General features: G+C 62.0%; 15 protein-coding genes and 1 pseudogene. 11 read left to right on the top strand and 5 right to left on the bottom strand.

The window, feature by feature from the left end; translation table 11 throughout:
• The first annotated feature begins 424 nt into the window (after positions 1–424).
• Positions 425–1,321, top strand: a complete 897-nt coding sequence (locus tag CV770_RS09630) for a LysR family transcriptional regulator (RefSeq protein ID WP_092252081.1) — start codon at positions 425–427, stop codon at positions 1,319–1,321.
• Positions 1,322–1,327: 6 nt separating this feature from the next.
• Here CV770_RS09630 and CV770_RS09625 read toward each other — a convergent pair whose 3' ends face one another.
• The 4 genes and pseudogenes from CV770_RS09625 to CV770_RS09610 all read right to left on the bottom strand — a co-directional run.
• Entirely contained in the window at positions 1,328–2,407 is a 1,080-nt protein-coding gene (locus tag CV770_RS09625; protein ID WP_104462137.1) for an isocitrate/isopropylmalate dehydrogenase family protein, read from the bottom strand.
• A gap of 153 nt (positions 2,408–2,560) precedes the next feature.
• Positions 2,561–4,042, bottom strand: a complete 1,482-nt coding sequence (locus CV770_RS09620) for an aldehyde dehydrogenase family protein (protein ID WP_104462136.1) — start codon at positions 4,040–4,042, stop codon at positions 2,561–2,563.
• 37 nt (positions 4,043–4,079) lie between these two features.
• A complete protein-coding gene (locus tag CV770_RS09615) occupies positions 4,080–4,982 on the bottom strand; it encodes an NAD(P)-dependent oxidoreductase (protein WP_104462135.1) in 903 nt (300 codons plus the stop codon).
• A gap of 15 nt (positions 4,983–4,997) precedes the next feature.
• Positions 4,998–5,507: pseudogene (locus CV770_RS09610) on the bottom strand (ATP-binding cassette domain-containing protein); the annotation flags it as partial.
• 303 nt (positions 5,508–5,810) lie between these two features.
• Here CV770_RS09610 and CV770_RS09605 point away from each other — a divergent pair.
• Together CV770_RS09605 and CV770_RS09600 are read left to right on the top strand one after the other, a co-directional pair.
• Positions 5,811–6,320 (top strand): hypothetical protein, encoded by a 510-nt coding sequence (locus CV770_RS09605; protein WP_104462164.1) that lies wholly within the window; start codon positions 5,811–5,813, stop codon positions 6,318–6,320.
• 38 nt (positions 6,321–6,358) lie between these two features.
• The gene (locus tag CV770_RS09600; protein ID WP_104462134.1) at positions 6,359–7,690 is read left to right on the top strand and encodes an MFS transporter; all 1,332 of its coding nucleotides are present in this window, start codon (positions 6,359–6,361) and stop codon (positions 7,688–7,690) included.
• 104 nt (positions 7,691–7,794) lie between these two features.
• Here the strand turns inward: CV770_RS09600 and CV770_RS09595 are convergent, their stop codons facing one another.
• A complete protein-coding gene (locus CV770_RS09595; RefSeq protein ID WP_091952243.1) occupies positions 7,795–8,307 on the bottom strand; it encodes an Lrp/AsnC family transcriptional regulator in 513 nt (170 codons plus the stop codon).
• A gap of 135 nt (positions 8,308–8,442) precedes the next feature.
• On the opposite strand from CV770_RS09595, the gene CV770_RS09590 reads away from it, so the two are divergent.
• From CV770_RS09590 to CV770_RS09555, 8 genes are all read left to right on the top strand, one after another.
• Positions 8,443–8,676 (top strand): hypothetical protein, encoded by a 234-nt coding sequence (locus CV770_RS09590; protein WP_091952246.1) that lies wholly within the window; start codon positions 8,443–8,445, stop codon positions 8,674–8,676.
• A 26-nt stretch (positions 8,677–8,702) separates the two neighbouring features.
• On the top strand, positions 8,703–9,962 hold the full coding sequence (locus CV770_RS09585; protein WP_104462163.1) for a 3-methyl-2-oxobutanoate dehydrogenase (2-methylpropanoyl-transferring) subunit alpha: 1,260 nt from the start codon (positions 8,703–8,705) through the stop codon (positions 9,960–9,962).
• Positions 9,963–9,965: 3 nt separating this feature from the next.
• On the top strand, positions 9,966–10,979 hold the full coding sequence (locus CV770_RS09580) for an alpha-ketoacid dehydrogenase subunit beta (protein WP_091952249.1): 1,014 nt from the start codon (positions 9,966–9,968) through the stop codon (positions 10,977–10,979).
• Between the two features lies 1 nt (position 10,980).
• Entirely contained in the window at positions 10,981–12,255 is a 1,275-nt protein-coding gene (locus tag CV770_RS09575; RefSeq protein ID WP_104462133.1) for a dihydrolipoamide acetyltransferase family protein, read from the top strand.
• Positions 12,256–12,259: 4 nt separating this feature from the next.
• Positions 12,260–13,657: a dihydrolipoyl dehydrogenase gene (gene lpdA, locus CV770_RS09570; protein ID WP_104462162.1), complete on the top strand. Its 1,398-nt coding sequence runs from the start codon at positions 12,260–12,262 to the stop codon at positions 13,655–13,657.
• A gap of 891 nt (positions 13,658–14,548) precedes the next feature.
• Complete coding sequence (locus CV770_RS09565) at positions 14,549–15,373, top strand: metallophosphoesterase family protein (protein ID WP_091952255.1); 825 nt, start codon at positions 14,549–14,551, stop codon at positions 15,371–15,373.
• Between the two features lie 6 nt (positions 15,374–15,379).
• Positions 15,380–16,546, top strand: coding sequence for an ABC transporter ATP-binding protein (locus CV770_RS09560; protein ID WP_104462132.1), 1,167 nt, complete (start codon positions 15,380–15,382; stop codon positions 16,544–16,546).
• Complete coding sequence (locus CV770_RS09555; RefSeq protein ID WP_104462131.1) at positions 16,543–17,472, top strand: carbohydrate ABC transporter permease; 930 nt, start codon at positions 16,543–16,545, stop codon at positions 17,470–17,472. Before CV770_RS09560 ends, CV770_RS09555 begins: the two co-directional genes overlap by 4 nt.
• Positions 17,473–17,512 lie beyond the last annotated feature (40 nt).

The raw sequence follows: 17,512 nt of genomic DNA, 5'->3' as shown, positions 1-17,512 counted from the left end.
AGCCGTTGTCGTTTGCGTCGCGACCTTCGAACCACGCTTAACTCGGGCGAAATTCACCTGCCTGCCCAACTAAGGCGCGCTGTCTCGCATAGGCTGTCGCAAGATTATTTTTGACTTGCCGGTGCACACGTCGTGCATACGCAGCCTTCTAACGAATTGAAAAACTTGATCTCTCGCTCCAATCCATCATGAGCCCATTTGAGCTAGCTAAAGCCACAGCAATTCAAGCCGATCAAACGCGGTCCTTCGTTCACCTAGCTTGCGCTACGAGCATCTGCCTCAATGAATCTGGAACTATGCTGCAGCGCGACAGCGTCTTGTTTTCATGAAGACGGCAGCCTATTCCGACAGATATACATGTCGATCGGCGCTGGGTTCGTTCCACATTCTAGAATCGCACAAGAACCCATCGAGGTATTAGGACTTGCCGAACATCAATCTCAAGCTGCTCCACACCTTCCTCCTCGCCGCTGAGCACGAAAGCTTCCGGAAGGCTGCAGAAGAGTCCAACCGGTCTCCTTCTGCGGTGAGCATGCAGGTCCGCGACCTGGAGGAGCAGATCGGCGTTCTTCTGTTTCGCAGAACGCCGCAAAAGGTGCTGCTCACGGCCGAGGGTCGAATCCTGTTTGAACAGGCAAAGCGCGCGCTTCAGGAAGTCCAGTCTGGGCTCGATCAGCTGACGGAATCCGCTCAGTCTCGCAGCCGTCACATTCGAATGGCCTGCGTTCCGACACTGGCGTCCGGATGGCTTCCTAACATCCTTGCAACGTTCAAGGTCCGTCATCCGCGAAGCCAGGTGCAGCTCATGGAGATCTCCACCGCGCCCATGCTTGAGCTGCTGAAGCGGCAGGATGTCGAGTTCGGCATTGGTCCGGAGGTCCCCGACATGGGAGACTATGAGTTCGAGCCAATCCTTGAGGATCCCCTTGTTGCCTGCGTACCAGCAGTGTTCGACGAGGGCCAATCGAGCACCAGCTTCGCCGATCTCGTCGAAAAGCCGGTCATCCTGTTATCGAAAACGACCGCGGTTCGAGGATTGATCGACGAGACGCTGGAGACGCTTGGCGTCCGCCTCGATGTGCAATTCGAAGTCCAGGCCGCCACGACGGCACTCGCCCTCGCAGCGTCCGGCCTCGGCATCGCAATCGTACCGCGGGTCGCGCTGGTTCAGGCCGGCGTTCAGCAATTTCGTGTGGTCCCGATCTCCGATTACGTCAAGCTTCGCCGGATCGGCTTGATCACCACGCGCGGCCCGGCTCGGCGTCCGAACACCGAGCAACTGATATCATTGATCCGTTCGAGTCTGGCTCAGCTTCGCTGACCGCACTCAGAGCAACTTCAGAAGTGCATCGACAACCTGATTGGTCGTCGCATTGCCGCCGATGTCGCGCGTCCTCAGCGTAGCGTCTTCCAGGCCGGCGCGTACGGCAGCTTCGATCCTGTCGGCCCCAAGCCGTAGCCGGCTGTCCCGATAGCGCTGATCCAGACGCCTCAGCATCAGAATCGACGCCAGGATGGTTCCATAGGGATTGGCAAGTCCCCTCCCGGCGATGTCCGGCGCCGAGCCGTGCGAGGCCTGAAAGAAACCGATCCCGTCACCAACCTCCTCCGATGGCGCCATGCCCATGCCGCCGACAGTCGCCGCACCGAGATCCGAAATGATGTCGCCGAACATGTTCTCGGTGACGATCACGTCGAAGTGCGACGGCTTGTTGACGAGATGAACCGTCATCGCATCGACGAGGACGTGCTCGGATTCGATGTCGGGATAGTCCTTGGCGACTTCGTCGAAGACGGCGCGGAAGAACGCATAGGTGCGCAACACGTTGGCCTTGTCGCAGCATGTTACGCGGCGCCGTCCATCCTTCGGCGAACCGTTTCGCGTCCTGGCAAGCTCGAAAGCGAACCGGACGATTCGCTGGATACCCTTTCGGGTCTGGACCAGCGTATCGACCGCAACTTCCTCTCGCAGCAGCGCACCCGCACCGCGCGCAGCGTACAGCCCCTCGCTGTTCTCCCTGACGATGACATAGTCGATCGACCCTGGACGCCCGAGCGGAGACGGTACCCCCTTGTAGAGCTTGATGGGCCGCACGTTGGCAAACAGATCCAGCTTGAAGCGGAGCGTCAACGTGAAATCCAGCCCGGCTTCGGTGCCGTCCCGGTGAACCACACCGGGAATGCCGGCCGCCCCGTGGAGAATGGCGTCCGCCGCGCGACAGCCCTCGAACGAGGCCACCGGAAAGGAGTCTCCCGTTTCGAGAAAGTGAGCGGCGCCCGCCGGGTATTCCACGAATTGGAGCGTACCGGCCTGGACACCGGTTTGCAGCACCGCAACCGCCGCACGACCAACCTCAGGTCCAATTCCGTCGCCATGCACGACGGCAATCTTGTAAGTGTCCTTCATGATACTCGCTCGATAAATTTGATCGCGTGGTGATAGCGTCGCTTCCCTCGCGACAGGATATGCACGGCGTCGCATATTCTGCCGCTGCTCGTCGGATGATTCGTCCGGCACAGCAATTGCCACGACCGGCCGCGAGCTGGACGAATGTCCGGCTCAGTCCAGCTTGATCCAGACCCCCTTCGTGTTCAGGTATTCATCGAGCTGCTCGGTACCGCCCTCACGGCCATAGCCGCTCATCTTGTAGCCGCCGAACGGCAACGCGGGATCGATGGCGTGATAGGTGTTCACCCAAACCGATCCCGCACGCAGGCTCCGCGAGAGGACGTGCGCCTTGCTGACGTCGCGCGTGAAGACACCCGCCGCAAGCCCGTACGGCGTCGCATTGGCTCGGTCCACGGCCTCATCGAGCGTATCGAACGGCAGGGCGGAGATGACGGGACCAAATATCTCGTCGCGGGCAATCTGCATGTTGTCGGAGACACCGGCGAAGACAGTCGGCTCGACGAAGTTACCCTTCGCGAAACTCCCCTCTCTCAGTCTCCGGCCTCCGGTCACGACCTTCGCGCCTTCGTCGCGTCCGCTGTTCAGGAAGCCTTCGACCTTGTCGAGCTGCCGCTCGGAAACGAGAGGTCCGATCTCCGTCGTGGGATCAGCTCCATCACCGATTTTCAGGGCCGAGGCAAATTTCCCCAGCCGCTCGACCAACTCGTCATGGATCTTTCGCTCGACGAACAGCCGAGAGCCCGCGATGCAGATCTGGCCCGAATTAGCAAAGGCGGCCATCGCGGCGATCGGCACGGCCTTGTCGAGGTCGGCATCGGCGCAGACGATGACAGGCGACTTTCCGCCAAGCTCGAGCGACACCCGCTTGAGGTTGCCGGCCGACGCGCGAATGATCGCCTGGCCGGTTGCGGTCGATCCCGTGAAGACAATCTTGTCGACACCGGGATGTTCGGCCAAAGGCGCGCCGGCCTCAGGCCCGGTCCCGGTCACAACGTTGACGACGCCGGGCGGCACACCCGCCTCGTTCATCAGATCCGCGATCAGGAGCGGCGTCAGCGGCGCCTCTTCGGAAGGCTTGAGCACGATCGTGCATCCGGTCGCGAGCGCGGGTCCGATCTTCCACACCGACGCAGCCGTGGGCGCGTTCCAGGGGATGATCGCACCGACGACGCCGACGGGCTCCTTACGCGTGAACGAGACGATGTCGCCGGGGAGCGAATTGTCGATCGTCTGTCCATGAATCGCAGTCGCCATGCCGGCGTAGTACCTGAGCATGCCGAGCACGCGAAGCTTGTTCGCTCGCGTCCTGACGATCGGCATGCCCATGTCGGCGGTGTCGGAACGGCTGATCTCCTCCCAATGCTTCTCGAACAGATCGGCAATGCGTAGGAGCAGAGCCTGTCGCTCGAACGGCTTGAAGCGGCTCCACGGCCCCACGAAGGCGCGACGGGCAGCGACGACGGCGATGTCGATGTCGCCGGCATCTCCACGCGGGACACGACCGATCACCTCACCGGTCGCAGGGTTGCGCGTCTCGAAGACTTGCCCCGAGCGGGCCTCGACCCACGCGCCATCGACGAACATCTTGCGAGTTCGACCGTCTACGGGAAATCGGATATCAGTCTCTGTCATTGGGTCAGTCTTCCCTGTCTCAACACTCATTGTCTGTCTAGGCCGCTGGTTTCGTCTTCCGAAGGAGCCGAGCCAGGTCGGAAATGTAGGCTTGGCCATGGCCGCTCTCGACCACGGCCGCGATGGCAGTGCCGACACCGTCTGCGATCGCTTTGGATGCTCCGGAGTTGCTCGCCATCGTCTGGTAGTAGGAGATATCCTTTAGCGCATTATCGATAAAGAACGGGACCGCGCCTGCATCTCCCGTTGCGATGGCCGGGGCCATTCGCTGAAGCGCCACGCCGGCCCCTCCGCCCTTGGCGAGAACATCGACGAAGATCGCCGGATCGACGCCCGCATCGGCAGCCTGTGCGGCAGCTTCGCCGAGCAGCGCCATGAATCCGATCGACACGTAATTATGGAGCAGCTTGAGCCGATGGCCAAAACCCACCGGGCCGACATGCTCCACACCCTCTGTGAAAGAGGCAAGAACTGCGCGGACGCTGCGAAGATCGGCTTCCTCGCCGCCAACCAGAAGGTTCAGCGTTCCTTCTTCCGCGTGCCTGGCGGTGCGCGTCATGGGCGCATCGAGAAAGCGTCCACCCGCCGCCCGGACGGCGGCAGCCATTCGCAACGTCGATTCCGGCAGCGCCGTCGAACAATCGATAATGATGGTCCCTTTGCGGAGGCGAGACAAAACGCCCGTCGTGCCGGTGAGGATCGCTTCGACCTGGGGGGAACCCGTCACACAAAGGATGATGACATCCGAAGCGTCAGCGACGTCGCCGGGAGACTTGCAGGCCGAAGCCCCGAGGCCGATGAGATCGTCCACCGGCTGATTGCCCGGATGGTCGAGAAAAGCCAAGGGAAAGCCACCCCGCGCCAAGACGTTCTTCGCGATCCCATGGCCCATCAGGCCGACGCCGATAATTCCGACTCTCATCACATCAATCTCGTTCATCGCTCGGACAGGCCCCTAGTGAGCGGCGGCATACATGATCTGCTGCTCAGTCGCCTCGGTCGCCTTGATCTCTTCGACGATCTTCCCGCGCTTGGCGACCAGGATGCGATCCGACAGCGCCAGCACCTCCGGTAGGTAGGAGGAGATCACGACGACAGCCAGACCTTCATCGGCCATCCCGTTGATGAACTGGTGGATCTCAACGATGGCGCCGACATCGACGCCCCGGGTCGGCTCGTCAAAGATGACGAGCTTCGGCTTCTGGATCAGCGACCTCGCAATGACGACCTTCTGCTGGTTACCGCCGGACAGCTCGATCACCCTCGCCCTTTCGTTGATCGACCGAAGCTTGAGGCGGCTGGCCCATTGCTGCGCCAGCTCCCTCGCCTGTGCCATCGAGGTGATCGACAAGGGATTCGAGAACCGCGAGAGTTCACCCAACTGGAGGTTCTCCGCCACCGTCATCGTCTCGAAGAATCCATCGAACTTGCGCACCGCCTTGCGCGGCACCCGGTAGCGGACTGCAACGGGCTTTCTCTTTTGGTGGCGCAAGATGAGCGGCCTCGCCCTGTCTCGTGCAAGGCGCTTTTTCTGACCCCCTGTTTGGTTTTTCTGACCTACCCGCGTCCCACCGACGTCGGAGAAATCGCGAGGTACCGCCTGCGTCGACAAACACTCGCCGGTGAGAAAAACTGACACCCCGTTCAGAAATATTGCGCTTCGCCGGCATTGTCTCAGCAGGCCGTCCACCTAAGATCGGAACCCGATCGACGCCTCTGCCAACGAAAACGAAGCCAAGTCGACTTGGCCAATCAGGGAGATCCAATCGTGAAAATTCGCAAACTGCTGTTGCTTGCGGGTGCCTTCCTCGGCGTGAGCACTGTTGCGCTCGCTCAAAGCCCGCCAGACGACGAGTGCCTGAATCCCGGAAACGACGAGCTGTTGAAGCAGGGATGCGCCTATCTCGACGAGTTCATGAAGGCGTTCAACTCGCGAGACGCGGTAGCTTGGGCCAAGACTGTCCATTATCCGCACATACGGATCGCCGGCGGTCAGGTGCAGGTCTGGAATACTCCGGAAGAGTACGCGCAATCGAACGATGCAAGGCAGCTGGCGGAGGCGTCGACATGGGCCCGCTCGGCCTGGACCTATCGCAAGCTCGTGCAGAGATCCGACGACAAGCTCCACTTCGTCACGCGGTTCACGCGTTATGATGCCAACGACAAGCCGATATTGTCGGCCGACTCCTTCTACGTGATCGTCAAGAAGGACGGGCGCTGGGGAGCTCTGGTGCGGTCGAGCTATGTCGGCGTCATCGGGAAGAAGACCGCTTTCTGACCGGTCGCCCCTCTTTCAACCCCAACACAGGGCAAGCCATGAGCCAATCCGCCACCTTTGCCGGTTCCTCAAAAAGCACGAGAAGCGCGATCGAGCATTCGACTATCCGCGCCATTTCCTGGCGCCTGATCCCGTTCCTGGCGTTGGCTTACTTCTTCTCCTATCTCGACCGCGTCAATCTCGGCTTTGCCGCGCTGACCATGAACGCGGACCTCAAATTCTCGCCGCTGGTATTCGCCTGGGGCGCGGGCATCTTCTTCATCGGTTATTTCATCTTCGAGGTGCCGAGCAACCTGGCGCTGGAAAAGTTCGGCGCCAGCCGCTGGATCGCCCGCATCATGGTGACCTGGGGCATCATCTCGGCGCTGATGGCGACGGTCAGCGGCGAGACCAGCTTCTACGTTCTGCGCTTTCTGCTCGGGGTCGCCGAGGCCGGTTTCTTCCCCGGCATCATCCTCTATCTCACCTATTGGTACCCGGCCGAGTACCGCGGCCGCTTCATCGCGGCTTTTGCGATCGCAGTCCCCGTGTCCACTGTGATCGGCGCGCCGATCTCAGGCTTGCTGCTCGGGCTCGACGGCTTCATGGGATTGAAGGGCTGGCACTGGCTCTTCATCATCGAGGGTATCCCGTCGGTGCTGCTTGGCATCGTCACCTGGTTCTATCTCACCGACAAGCCGGAGAAGGCGGATTGGCTGTCGGCCGAGCAGAAGGCGTGGCTGAAGGCGAAGCTCGACTCGGAAATCGCCGCCAAGCAGGCGGTGAAGCATTTCTCGCTCGGCGAAGCGCTGTCCTCGCCCAAGGTGATCGCGCTCAGCCTGATCTATTTCGGCTTCGTCGGCGCGCTCTATGGCATGCAGTTCTGGCTGCCGCAGATCGTCAAGGCGTTCGGCCTGACCAACGCGCAGACCGGCTTCGTTACCGCGATTCCGTATCTGTTCGGCACAATCGCGATGATCCTGTGGGCGCGGCATTCGGATGCCACGCGTGAGCGCGTGATGCATGTCGGCGCGCCGCTGATCCTGACCGCAATTGCACTCGCCGTTTCCTCCTATCTCACCGATCCCACCATGACGATGGTGGCGCTGACGGTGGCTGCTATCGGCGTATTCTGCTGCTTTGGTGTGTTCTGGACCCTGCCGACCGCCTGGCTTTCGGGAACGGCGGCGGCCGGCGCGATCGCGCTGATCAACTCGATCGGCAATCTCGCCGGCTTCGGAGGGCCGTATTTGATCGGCTGGGTCAAGGAAGCGACAGGGCAAACCTCGACAGGGCTGCTCGTGCTCGCGATTCTGCCCTTGATCGCCGGCATCCTGGTCTTCGTCGGCGGGCACGAGAGCAAGCACGAGTTCGCCGAGCCGGGGCGGTAAGCCTTTCCAGCATCGCCCCGGCAAATGCGAGGCCCATATCCCAACTTGGGGTATGGGGGACTCAGCGTCAGAAGCGATAAGGCGCGGAGTGCCCTGATCCTTTACTAGACCTGGACCGAGGTCAGCTTCTTCAGGCAGCGCAGCGCAAACGACGACCGACTGTGGCGGATGCCAGGGATGCGATAGAGCTTTTCGCGCAGGAAGCGTTCATAGCCGGCGGTGCTTTCGACCGCGACCTTCACGATGTAATCGTAATCGCCGGTGGTGAGATAGGCCTCGATCACCTCCGGCAAATTCGTAAGCAATTGGCCAAAGCGCTCGAGCATCTCCTCGTCGTGGCGGTCGAGCGTCAGCTCTATGATGACCGTTTCGGGCAGGCCAAGCTTGTCCTGATTGAGCAGCGCGACGTAGCCATCGATATAGCCCTGCGTCTCCAAACGCTTCAGCCTGTTCCAGCATGGCGTGGTGGAGAGCCCGATTCTGTCTGCGAGTTGCGCCGTCGTCAGGCGCGCATCCTGCTGCAAGGCACGCAGGATCTTGCGATCGATCTCGTCGAGCCGAAGTGCATCCTTGCGCGGAGCTTTGACAGGCCCTCTGGCACGTCCGGCCGATGCCATACCAAGAATCCTATTCTCGCTTTGCTATGCGTACTTGGAACATTTGTATCGCATTAATAAACTACACCCAGATCAAAAGAACGACAATCCTGGCTTTTGCCAGTACGATGTACTTAACAAAATGAGACGTATGCGGTGTTTGTTCTCGAACTGCAGACCAGCAATATGCACGCCGCACTCGGCCGCCTGCTCGACCAGACCCGTGTCGCAGGGCTGCCGCTTGCTGCTCTCAGTGCGCGGGCGGATGCGGACGCCTGCCGCATCTCGGCTTCCATAGACATCAATGACCGCGACGTCATCGACCGGCTCGTTCGCCGCGTTGGTGCGTTATTCTGCGTCGATGCAATCGAGGTGAGAGGTGAAAGCTAATGTCCGACCCCAACCTCATCCGTGACATGATCCCGCAAGACGGGGCGGCTCAATCCGCCGAGTATCCGCCACTGAGACTACACGTGCCGGAACCGGCGGTGCGCCCGGGCGGCACGCCAGATTTCTCCAACATCCGCATTCCGCGCGCAGGCCAGGTCAATCGTCCCGACGTCGACGTGGATGCCGAGACGATTCGTGATCTCGCCTTCTCGGTTATCCGCGTGCTCAATCGCGACGGCGAGGCCGTCGGTCCCTGGGCAGGTGCGCTCTCCGACAACGAATTGCTCGAGGGCCTGCGTCACATGATGACGCTGCGTGCGTTCGATGCGCGCATGCAGATGGCGCAGCGTCAGGGCAAGACCTCGTTCTATATGCAGCACATGGGCGAAGAGGCCGTGAGCTGCGCCTTCCGCAAGGCGCTCAATCCGGGGGACATGAATTTTCCGACCTATCGCCAAGCCGGGCTTTTGATCGCCGGCGGCTACTCCCTGGTCGAGATGGCCTGCCAGATCTATTCCAACACACACGACCCCCTGAAGGGGCGCCAGCTGCCCGTGATGTATTCCTCAAGGGAGCACGGCTTCTTCACGATCTCGGGAAATCTTGCCACCCAATACATTCAGGCGGTCGGCTGGGCGATGGCCTCGGCGATCAAGAACGACACGAAGATCGCGGTCGCCTGGATCGGCGACGGCGCAACGGCCGAATCCGACTTCCACGCGGCCCTCGTGTTCGCTTCGACCTATCGCGCGCCGGTCGTGCTCAACATCGTCAACAATCAATGGGCCATCTCGACCTTCCAGGGCATCGCGCGAGGTGGCTCCGGCACCTTCGCGGCGCGCGGCCTCGGCTTCGGCATTCCGGCTCTACGCGTCGACGGCAACGACTACCTCGCCGTCCACGCCGTCGCGAAATGGGCGTGCGAGCGTGCACGCCGCAATCTTGGCCCGACCCTAATCGAGCACGTGACCTATCGCGTCGGCGCGCACTCCACCTCGGACGATCCCGCGGGCTATCGGCCGAAGACGGAGTCCGAAGCGTGGCCACTCGGTGATCCCGTGATCAGGCTGAAGAACCATTTGATCGTCCGCGGCGCCTGGTCCGAGGAACGGCACAAGCAGGCCGAGGCGGAGATTCTGGACTCCGTGCTATCGGCCCAAAAGGAGGCCGAGAGCTACGGCACCCTCCATTCCGAGCAACGTCCTTCGGCGCGCGACATGTTTGAGGGCGTATTCGCGGATATGCCGCCACATCTGCGCCGCCAGCGCCAGGAAGCCGGAGTCTGAACCATGCCACGGCGGACCATGATCGAAGCGATTCGCGACGCCATGGATGTGATGATGTCGCGCGACGATAACGTCGTCGTGTTCGGCGAGGACGTCGGCTATTTCGGGGGCGTGTTTCGCGCCAGCCAGGGCCTGCAAGCGAAATACGGAACGAGCCGTTGCTTCGATACCCCGATCAGCGAGCTCGGTATCGTCGGCATCGCAGTGGGCATGGCGGCTTACGGCCTGAAACCCTGTGTCGAAATCCAGTTCGCCGACTACATGTATCCAGCTTACGACCAGATCGTCTCCGAGGCTGCGCGGTTGCGCTATCGCTCCAACGGTCAATTCACCTGCCCGCTTGTGGTGCGCATGCCGACCGGCGGCGGCATTTTTGGCGGCCAGACGCACAGCCAGAGCCCGGAAGCTCTGTTCACGCATGTCTGCGGCATCAAGACCGTAGTGCCGTCGAATCCACGCGACGCCAAAGGCTTATTGATCTCTGCGATCGAGGACCCCGATCCCGTGATCTTTCTCGAACCGAAGCGGCTCTATAACGGTCCATTCGACGGTCATCACGACCGACCGGTAACGCCCTGGTCGAAGCATGATCTCGGCGAAGTCGACGACGGACATTTTGCAATTCCGCTCGGCAGCGCCGCGATCCGCAGGCCGGGTGAGGCCGTCACCATCCTCGCCTACGGCACGATGGTGCACGTCGCCGAGACCGCCGCGACCGAATCCGGCATTGATGCCGAGATCATCGATCTTCGTTCGCTGCTGCCGCTCGATCTCGACACCATCGAAGCCTCGGTCAAGAAGACCGGACGCTGCGTCATCGTGCACGAGGCGACGCTGACCTCTGGCTTCGGTGCCGAGCTCTGCGCATTGGTCCAGACACGATGCTTCTATCATCTGGAAGCCCCGATCGTGCGTGTCGCCGGATGGGACACGCCCTATCCGCATGCGCAGGAATGGGACTACTTTCCGGGTCCTGCACGAATCGGTCGCGCGTTGATCGAAACGCTGGAGGCTTGAGATGGCCGAGCGCGTGATCAGGCTGCCCGACGTCGGCGAAGGCATTGCGGAAGCCGAGCTCGTGGAATGGCATGTGAAGGTCGGCGATGTCGTGCGCGAAGACGCCGTGCTTGGCGCCGTCATGACCGACAAGGCGACGGTGGAAATCCCCTCGCCGGCGGACGGACGCGTCATCTGGCTCGCCGGCAGTGTGGGCGACGTTCTCGCCATCGGCTCGGACTTCGTTCGGCTGGAGGTGGACGGCAAAAGCGCGCCAGCGGCGGAGGCAGTGAAACCCGCATCGCCCGGGGCAAACGCTTCGGCCAAAAAGTCTCATGATGCCGCAAGTGCCGCAAGCGGGGCGGCGAGCGAGCCGCCCAACGCATTGAGGTTGCAGCCTTCGGCGGCGCCGCGCCATCACGCAGACGATCGGCCTCTCGCTGCCCCCGCGGTTCGGCTCCGCGCGCGGGAGGCAGGCGTCGACTTGCGTCAGATCCGCGGCACGGGTCCCGCCGGGCGGATCACCCATGATGATCTCGACGCCCATCTCGCGCGCGGCCGTACCGGAACGACGGCGACGCCGTATCCAACGCAAACCGCGGTCACCGACATCAAGATCGTCGGCTTGCGACGCAAGATCGCCGAGAAGATGTCCGTTGCGAGCTCGCGCATTCCGCACATCACTTATGTCGAAGAGGTCGATGTCACTGCGCTCGAGGATCTGCGCGCGAAGCTCAATAGCCAGAAACAGCCGGGCAAGCCCAAACTGACAATGTTGCCGTTCCTGATGCGCGCCATGGTGCGCGCGATCGCCGAGCAGCCGCATCTGAATGCCCATTTCGACGACGAGGCCGGGATCGTTCACCAGCACGCAGGCGTTCATATCGGGATCGCCACGCAAACGCCGGCCGGCCTCGTGGTCCCCGTCGTCCGGCATGCGGAAGCGCGCGACCTCTGGAGTTACGCCGCCGAGGTGGCACGGCTCGCGGAAGCGGCTCGGAGCGGCAGCGCCACCCGCGACGAGCTCACCGGCTCGACCATCACGATCACATCGCTCGGCGCGCTGGGCGGGCTCGCGACGACACCTATCATCAATCATCCGGAGGTCGCAATTGTCGGTGTCAATCGCATCGCGATCCGTCCGCATTGGGATGGCGCCGCCTTCGTGCCGCGTCAGATGATGAACCTGTCGTCCAGCTTCGACCACCGGGTCATCGATGGGTTCGATGCAGCCCAGTTCGTGCAGCGGATCAAGACACAGTTGGAGACACCCGCCATGATCTTCATTGACGGGTAGGATGATGACCGAAATCACCTGCAAGCTCCTCGTCATCGGCGCCGGCCCCGGCGGGTACACCTGCGCGATCCGTGCCGGCCAGCTCGGCATCGATACGATCATCGTCGAGGCCGAGAAGCCGGGTGGAACCTGCCTCAATGTCGGCTGCATTCCTTCCAAGGCCTTGATCCATGCGGCCGGTGAGTATGAAACCATTGCGCGCGCCTCGACGGGCGAGAGCGCACTGGGCATCACCACGGCGAAGCCGTCTCTCGACTTCGCCAAGACCATCGCCTGGAAGGACAATATCGTCCGACGTCTGAACGGCGGTGTGGCTAGTCTCTTGAGAAGGGCCGGTGTCAGGCCAGTGACTGGCTACGCCCGTTTCCGCGACGGCAAGACCGTCGAGGTCGAAACGCAATCCGGCCGGCAGGTGATCCATGCCGAAAAGGTGGTGATTGCGACAGGCTCCGAGCCGGCTGCGCTGCCGTTTCTTCCCTTCGGCGGCCGGGTGATCTCTTCGACCGAGGCATTGGCGCTCACCGAAATCCCGAAGAAGCTTGTCGTGGTCGGCGGCGGGTACATCGGTCTTGAGCTCGGCACTGCATTCGCGAAAATCGGCACGGCCGTCACGGTCGTGGAGGCCGCTCCACGCGTTCTCCCGCAATATGATCGCGACTTGAGCGAGCCCGTCGCAAGGCGCCTGACCGCGCTCGGGGTCACGGTTTTGACGGACGCAAAGGTGAAAGCACTCGCCACCGACGGAACGGCGCTGGCGGTCGAGACCGCCGATGGTGAGCAGGCTTCGCTCGCAGCCGACAAGATCCTTGTTACGGTCGGCCGCAGACCCGTGACGAGCGGCTTTGGCCTCGAGCAGCTCGATCTCGACATGGATGGACCCTTTATCCGAGTCGACGACCGATGCCGCACCTCGATGCGCGGCATCTGTGCGATCGGAGACGTCACGGGCGAGCCGATGCTGGCACATCGCGCCATGGCGCAAGGCGAGATGGTGGCCGAGATCGTTGCCGGCCGCCGTCGTGCCTGGGACCGGATTTCGATCCCGGCGATCTGCTTCACCGATCCCGAGATCGTCACTGTCGGCCTGTCACCGAGCCAGGCGAGTAACAGGGGTTTCGACGTCAAGACGGACCTGTTTCCGTTCAAGGCCAATGGCCGTGCAATGACGCTGGATCGGGAAGACGGCTTCATCCGGACCATTGCGCGAGCCGACAATCACCTCCTGTTGGGTATCCAGGGCGTTGGCGCCGGCATCGCGGAGCTTTCGGCAGCCTTCACTCTTGCGCTGGAGATGGGCGCGCGGCTGGAGGATATCGCCATGACCATCCATGCGCATCCAACCCAAAGCGAAGCCTTTCACGAAGCTGCGCTGAAGTCGCTGGGGCATGCGATTCATATCTAAGCACAGGCACCACCTGCGCCGTAGAACTGCCACCTGGCGCCACAACGTGCGCCCATCAAATTCGAGTCGCCGCCAGAACTCGGTTCTTGGCGCCACAACGCAGTCGCAGCAGTCGTCATTCTTGCAGCATCAATCGTTGCCCCTGTTACCGGCCAGTGCTGACTCGGTCCTGTCCCATTTCGAAGGGCCTGCTCAACTTTCTTGACCTCCCGGTGCACACGTAGTGCACACGCTGCCATCTAAGTGATTGAAAGACCTAAACTCCCAATCCATCATGGGGGCTATGGAAACTTCCGATCTAACCCGTCCATTTACTGAGATATTCGCCTCTGCCCAGCCCTTGATGTGATTGGACCGATTGAGAAATCTGGTGTGACAAGGCTTCCGCAACCTTGAATCGGAAGCGGAAATCGCGTCTTCGGAGTCCCGGCGCACGCGTCACGCAAACCCTCAGCGAGAGGGCGCACGCCACTTACAGGACATGCATCAAAGGCCCGCGAGCACTCAGCTGGGAGATATCGGCTTCGATCATGTTCAATCGGCAATGTGAATCCAGGTTGCGCAGACGCTGCGCCCATTCGATCGCGACCGCGCAGACCGAAGTTTCCGTCCCTGGTCAGACGACACACCCGGTTGCTCACATCCGCGCATGATCCGCTTGTCTTGTGTGAATTACATTTGTCACAATGACAGATCATATGTATAGTTGATTGAAATGACACATAGCCGCTTAAGCGGCATCGTCAGCCAGGGAGAGCGCCGGAAGCTTCAGATATCACGACTACAATGACCGCCCCACTCCGAGCGGCGCGGGGCAGCGCATTCGATTCGAGCGACAGACCGTTGCGCGCCCAACGCACGGCATGACACGCGACCCAAAGCAGAGGCGTCATGGTCCGAGTTATTCAGATTTCCGATACGCATCTCAGCCCCAGCAAGCAGCACTTCGAGGCAAACTGGGCGCCCCTTGCGCGCTGGATCGCGCAGCATAAGCCAGATCTCGTCATACATACCGGCGACGTGACGGTCGATGCAGCCGATCAGGAAACCGACGCAGCATATTGCGCGACCCAACTGGCCTCGCTCGGCGTCCCGGTCGTGGCGGTTCCGGGAAATCATGACGTCGGCGAGGTCGGCAATCCGCATCAGCCGGTAAATGTCGAGCGGCTCGATCGCTTTCGCCGCCACTTCGGCGACGACCGCTGGCTACGCGATGTGGACGGTTGGCGCCTGATCGGCCTCAATTCGATGATCCTCGGCGGCGGCCCCGAAGAGGCGCGGCAGACCGAATGGCTCGAGGCCGCGATGGCCGACGCTGCGGGGCGTCGCCTCGCCTGGTTCACGCACCGGCCGCTGTTCATCGAGTCACCGACCGAGGCCGACACCGGTTACTGGTCGGTCAAGCCGGAGCCGCGCCGCGCCCTTCTCGATCTGCTGCAACGCTACCGGGTGGAGATCGTGGCCAGTGGACATCTGCATCGCTGGCACGAAATCCGGCTGAACGGCACGCACTACATTTGGGGGCCGGCGGCCGGCTTTCTGGTCGGTGAGAAACTGGCGCCGCCGATGGGCGGCGCTGCGCGGCTTGGAGCGGTGGTCTACGACATCGACGGCGAGAACATCGACGTGAGCATTCGTCCGGTGCCCGGCCTTACCGATTACTGGATCGACGACGTCGTGCACGAAGTCTATCCGCCGCGCGAAGCTGAGGCGTGAGCTGCGATGGCCGGCCTCACATTGCGCGGCATCCGAAAGACTTTCGGCGACACGGCCGTCCTCAACGACATCGACCTCGATATTGCGGACGGCGAGTTTCTGACGCTGGTCGGCCCCTCCGGCTGCGGCAAGTCGACACTCCTACGCATCATCGCCGGGCTCGAATCGCAGGACTCCGGGTCGGTCTCGATCGGCGGGACTTCGGTCGACCATTTGCGGCCTCACGAGCGCAGAATCGCCATGGTGTTCCAGAATTACGCGCTCTATCCCCACATGTCGGTGTTCGACAACATCGCGCTGCCCCTCACCATGACGCGCCTCAACCTGTTCGAGCGCCTGCCCTTGATGCGTCATCTGTCACTCCGCCGCAGGCGCATCATGAACGAGATCGCGCGTGAGGTGCGGGCCGTCGCGGAGCAGCTTCGCATCGAATCCTTCTTTCACCGCCGCCCCGGACAGCTTTCGGGCGGGCAACGGCAGCGCGTCGCGCTTGGCCGCGCAATGGTGCGTCATCCGCAGGCTTTCCTGATGGACGAGCCATTGTCGAACCTTGACGCCAAGCTGCGTGTGCACATGCGTGGCGAGCTGACCGAGCTGCACGCGCGTCTCGGCGCCACGATGATCTACGTGACACACGACCAGATCGAGGCGATGACGATGTCCGATCGCCTTGCCGTGATGGATCACGGCGACATACTCCAGCTCGGCACCCCCGCCGACGTCTATGAACGGCCCGCCACGACCGCGGTCGCGCAGTTCATTGGCAGCCCGGCGATCAATCTATTTCAGGCCCGTGTCGGCCCCGGTGGCCAGGTCGAGCTGCTCGGCCGGACACTGCCGATCGATGTCCGCAACGCGCCGACGCCGGAACTGACGGTCGGCGTGCGTCCGGAAGCGATGCGGATCGGAGGCGGACCGTGCGCCGTCACGTGCAGGTTCCGGCGCCGCGAAAATCTCGGCTCGGAAAGCATCCTTCACTTCGATCTCGTGGCCTCCCCGGAAGTGGCGGTGCTCTGCCGGGTCGACAACGGCATCCCCATCCCCGAGGGCGAAGTCCCGCTGGCCTTCGAGCCACGGGATTGCCACGTCTTCGACAACAACGGCCGCCGCATCGAGGTGGAAAGCCGCAATGCAGCCGGCCGCGACCTGCGCCGTGCGAGCGAGGTCCGATGAACACGGTCGCGGCTCAAGTCACTCCGCTCGACGCGGTGCCGCCAGCCGGCCGCCAGCGATGGGTCGAGCGGTTCGCGGGCTTGGGCTTTGCCGCACCGGCGTTCATCTTGCTGGTCCTGACGAATCTGGCGCCGCTGGCTGCTCTCGCCTTCCTGAGTTTCACCAACTACGAGCTGGGTGCACTCGACTTCTCGTTCGTCGGCTTCAAGAACTTCGGCGCGGCGCTCCAGGATCCCGTGATCCGGCGCTCGGTTACCAATACCCTGCTCTACGTGGCGATTGTCGTGCCCGGCGGCGTCCTGCTCTCTCTGCTGGTCGCAATCCTGATCCACCAGCGCAAGCGCACGCGCAGCCTCTATGAGGTTATCTATTTTCTCCCCGTCACCTCGACGCTCATCGCAATGGCCACGATGTGGCAGTTCCTGCTGCACCCGACCCTGGGGCTCATCAATCAGGCTCTCAAGGGGCTGGGTTTTGCCGAGACAGCTTTCCTGAGCGAGCCGCGCCTCGTCATCCCGACGCTCGCCGCGATCGGCATCTGGCAGCTCGTCGGCTTCAACATGGTGCTGTTCCTTGCCGGCCTTTCGGCGATCCCCCGCGATCTCTACGAGGCCGTCGATATTGATGGCGCGAGCCATCCCATTGATCGCTTCCTGAAAGTGACGTGGCCGATGCTTGGTCCGACGACAATGTTCGTGACCGTGACGACCTTCATCACCGCGTTCAAGATCTTCGACACGGTTACGGTGATGACGCGTGGTGGCCCCGGAGGCGCATCCGAGGTGCTCCTGTATGCCATCTATCTGGAGGGATTTCAGTACTTTCACATGAGTTATGCGGCGACGCTCACACTCGTCTTCCTAGCGTTCACGCTCGTGTTCTCGGTGCTGCAAACCTTCATCCTTGACCGACGGGTGCACTATTGATGCGCACCTCGGCCACGATCACTCGCCCGCCTACGCCGGT

The organism is Bradyrhizobium sp. AC87j1, from assembly GCF_002936975.1.
GTDB lineage: Bacteria > Pseudomonadota > Alphaproteobacteria > Rhizobiales > Xanthobacteraceae > Bradyrhizobium > Bradyrhizobium shewense.
This window is presented reverse-complemented; position numbering and strand designations above follow the sequence as displayed.

Coding starts and splice junctions, on each gene's coding strand:
- CV770_RS09585 (WP_104462163.1), top strand. CDS start 8,703: ATGATCCCGCAAGACGGGGCGGCTCAATCCGCCGAGTATCCGCCACTG.
- CV770_RS09600 (WP_104462134.1), top strand. CDS start 6,359: ATGAGCCAATCCGCCACCTTTGCCGGTTCCTCAAAAAGCACGAGAAGC.
- CV770_RS09595 (WP_091952243.1), bottom strand. CDS start 8,307: ATGGCATCGGCCGGACGTGCCAGAGGGCCTGTCAAAGCTCCGCGCAAG.
- CV770_RS09575 (WP_104462133.1), top strand. CDS start 10,981: ATGGCCGAGCGCGTGATCAGGCTGCCCGACGTCGGCGAAGGCATTGCG.
- CV770_RS09565 (WP_091952255.1), top strand. CDS start 14,549: ATGGTCCGAGTTATTCAGATTTCCGATACGCATCTCAGCCCCAGCAAG.
- CV770_RS09555 (WP_104462131.1), top strand. CDS start 16,543: ATGAACACGGTCGCGGCTCAAGTCACTCCGCTCGACGCGGTGCCGCCA.
- CV770_RS09625 (WP_104462137.1), bottom strand. CDS start 2,407: ATGAAGGACACTTACAAGATTGCCGTCGTGCATGGCGACGGAATTGGA.
- CV770_RS09580 (WP_091952249.1), top strand. CDS start 9,966: ATGCCACGGCGGACCATGATCGAAGCGATTCGCGACGCCATGGATGTG.
- CV770_RS09620 (WP_104462136.1), bottom strand. CDS start 4,042: ATGACAGAGACTGATATCCGATTTCCCGTAGACGGTCGAACTCGCAAG.
- lpdA (WP_104462162.1), top strand. CDS start 12,260: ATGACCGAAATCACCTGCAAGCTCCTCGTCATCGGCGCCGGCCCCGGC.
- CV770_RS09615 (WP_104462135.1), bottom strand. CDS start 4,982: ATGAACGAGATTGATGTGATGAGAGTCGGAATTATCGGCGTCGGCCTG.
- CV770_RS09560 (WP_104462132.1), top strand. CDS start 15,380: ATGGCCGGCCTCACATTGCGCGGCATCCGAAAGACTTTCGGCGACACG.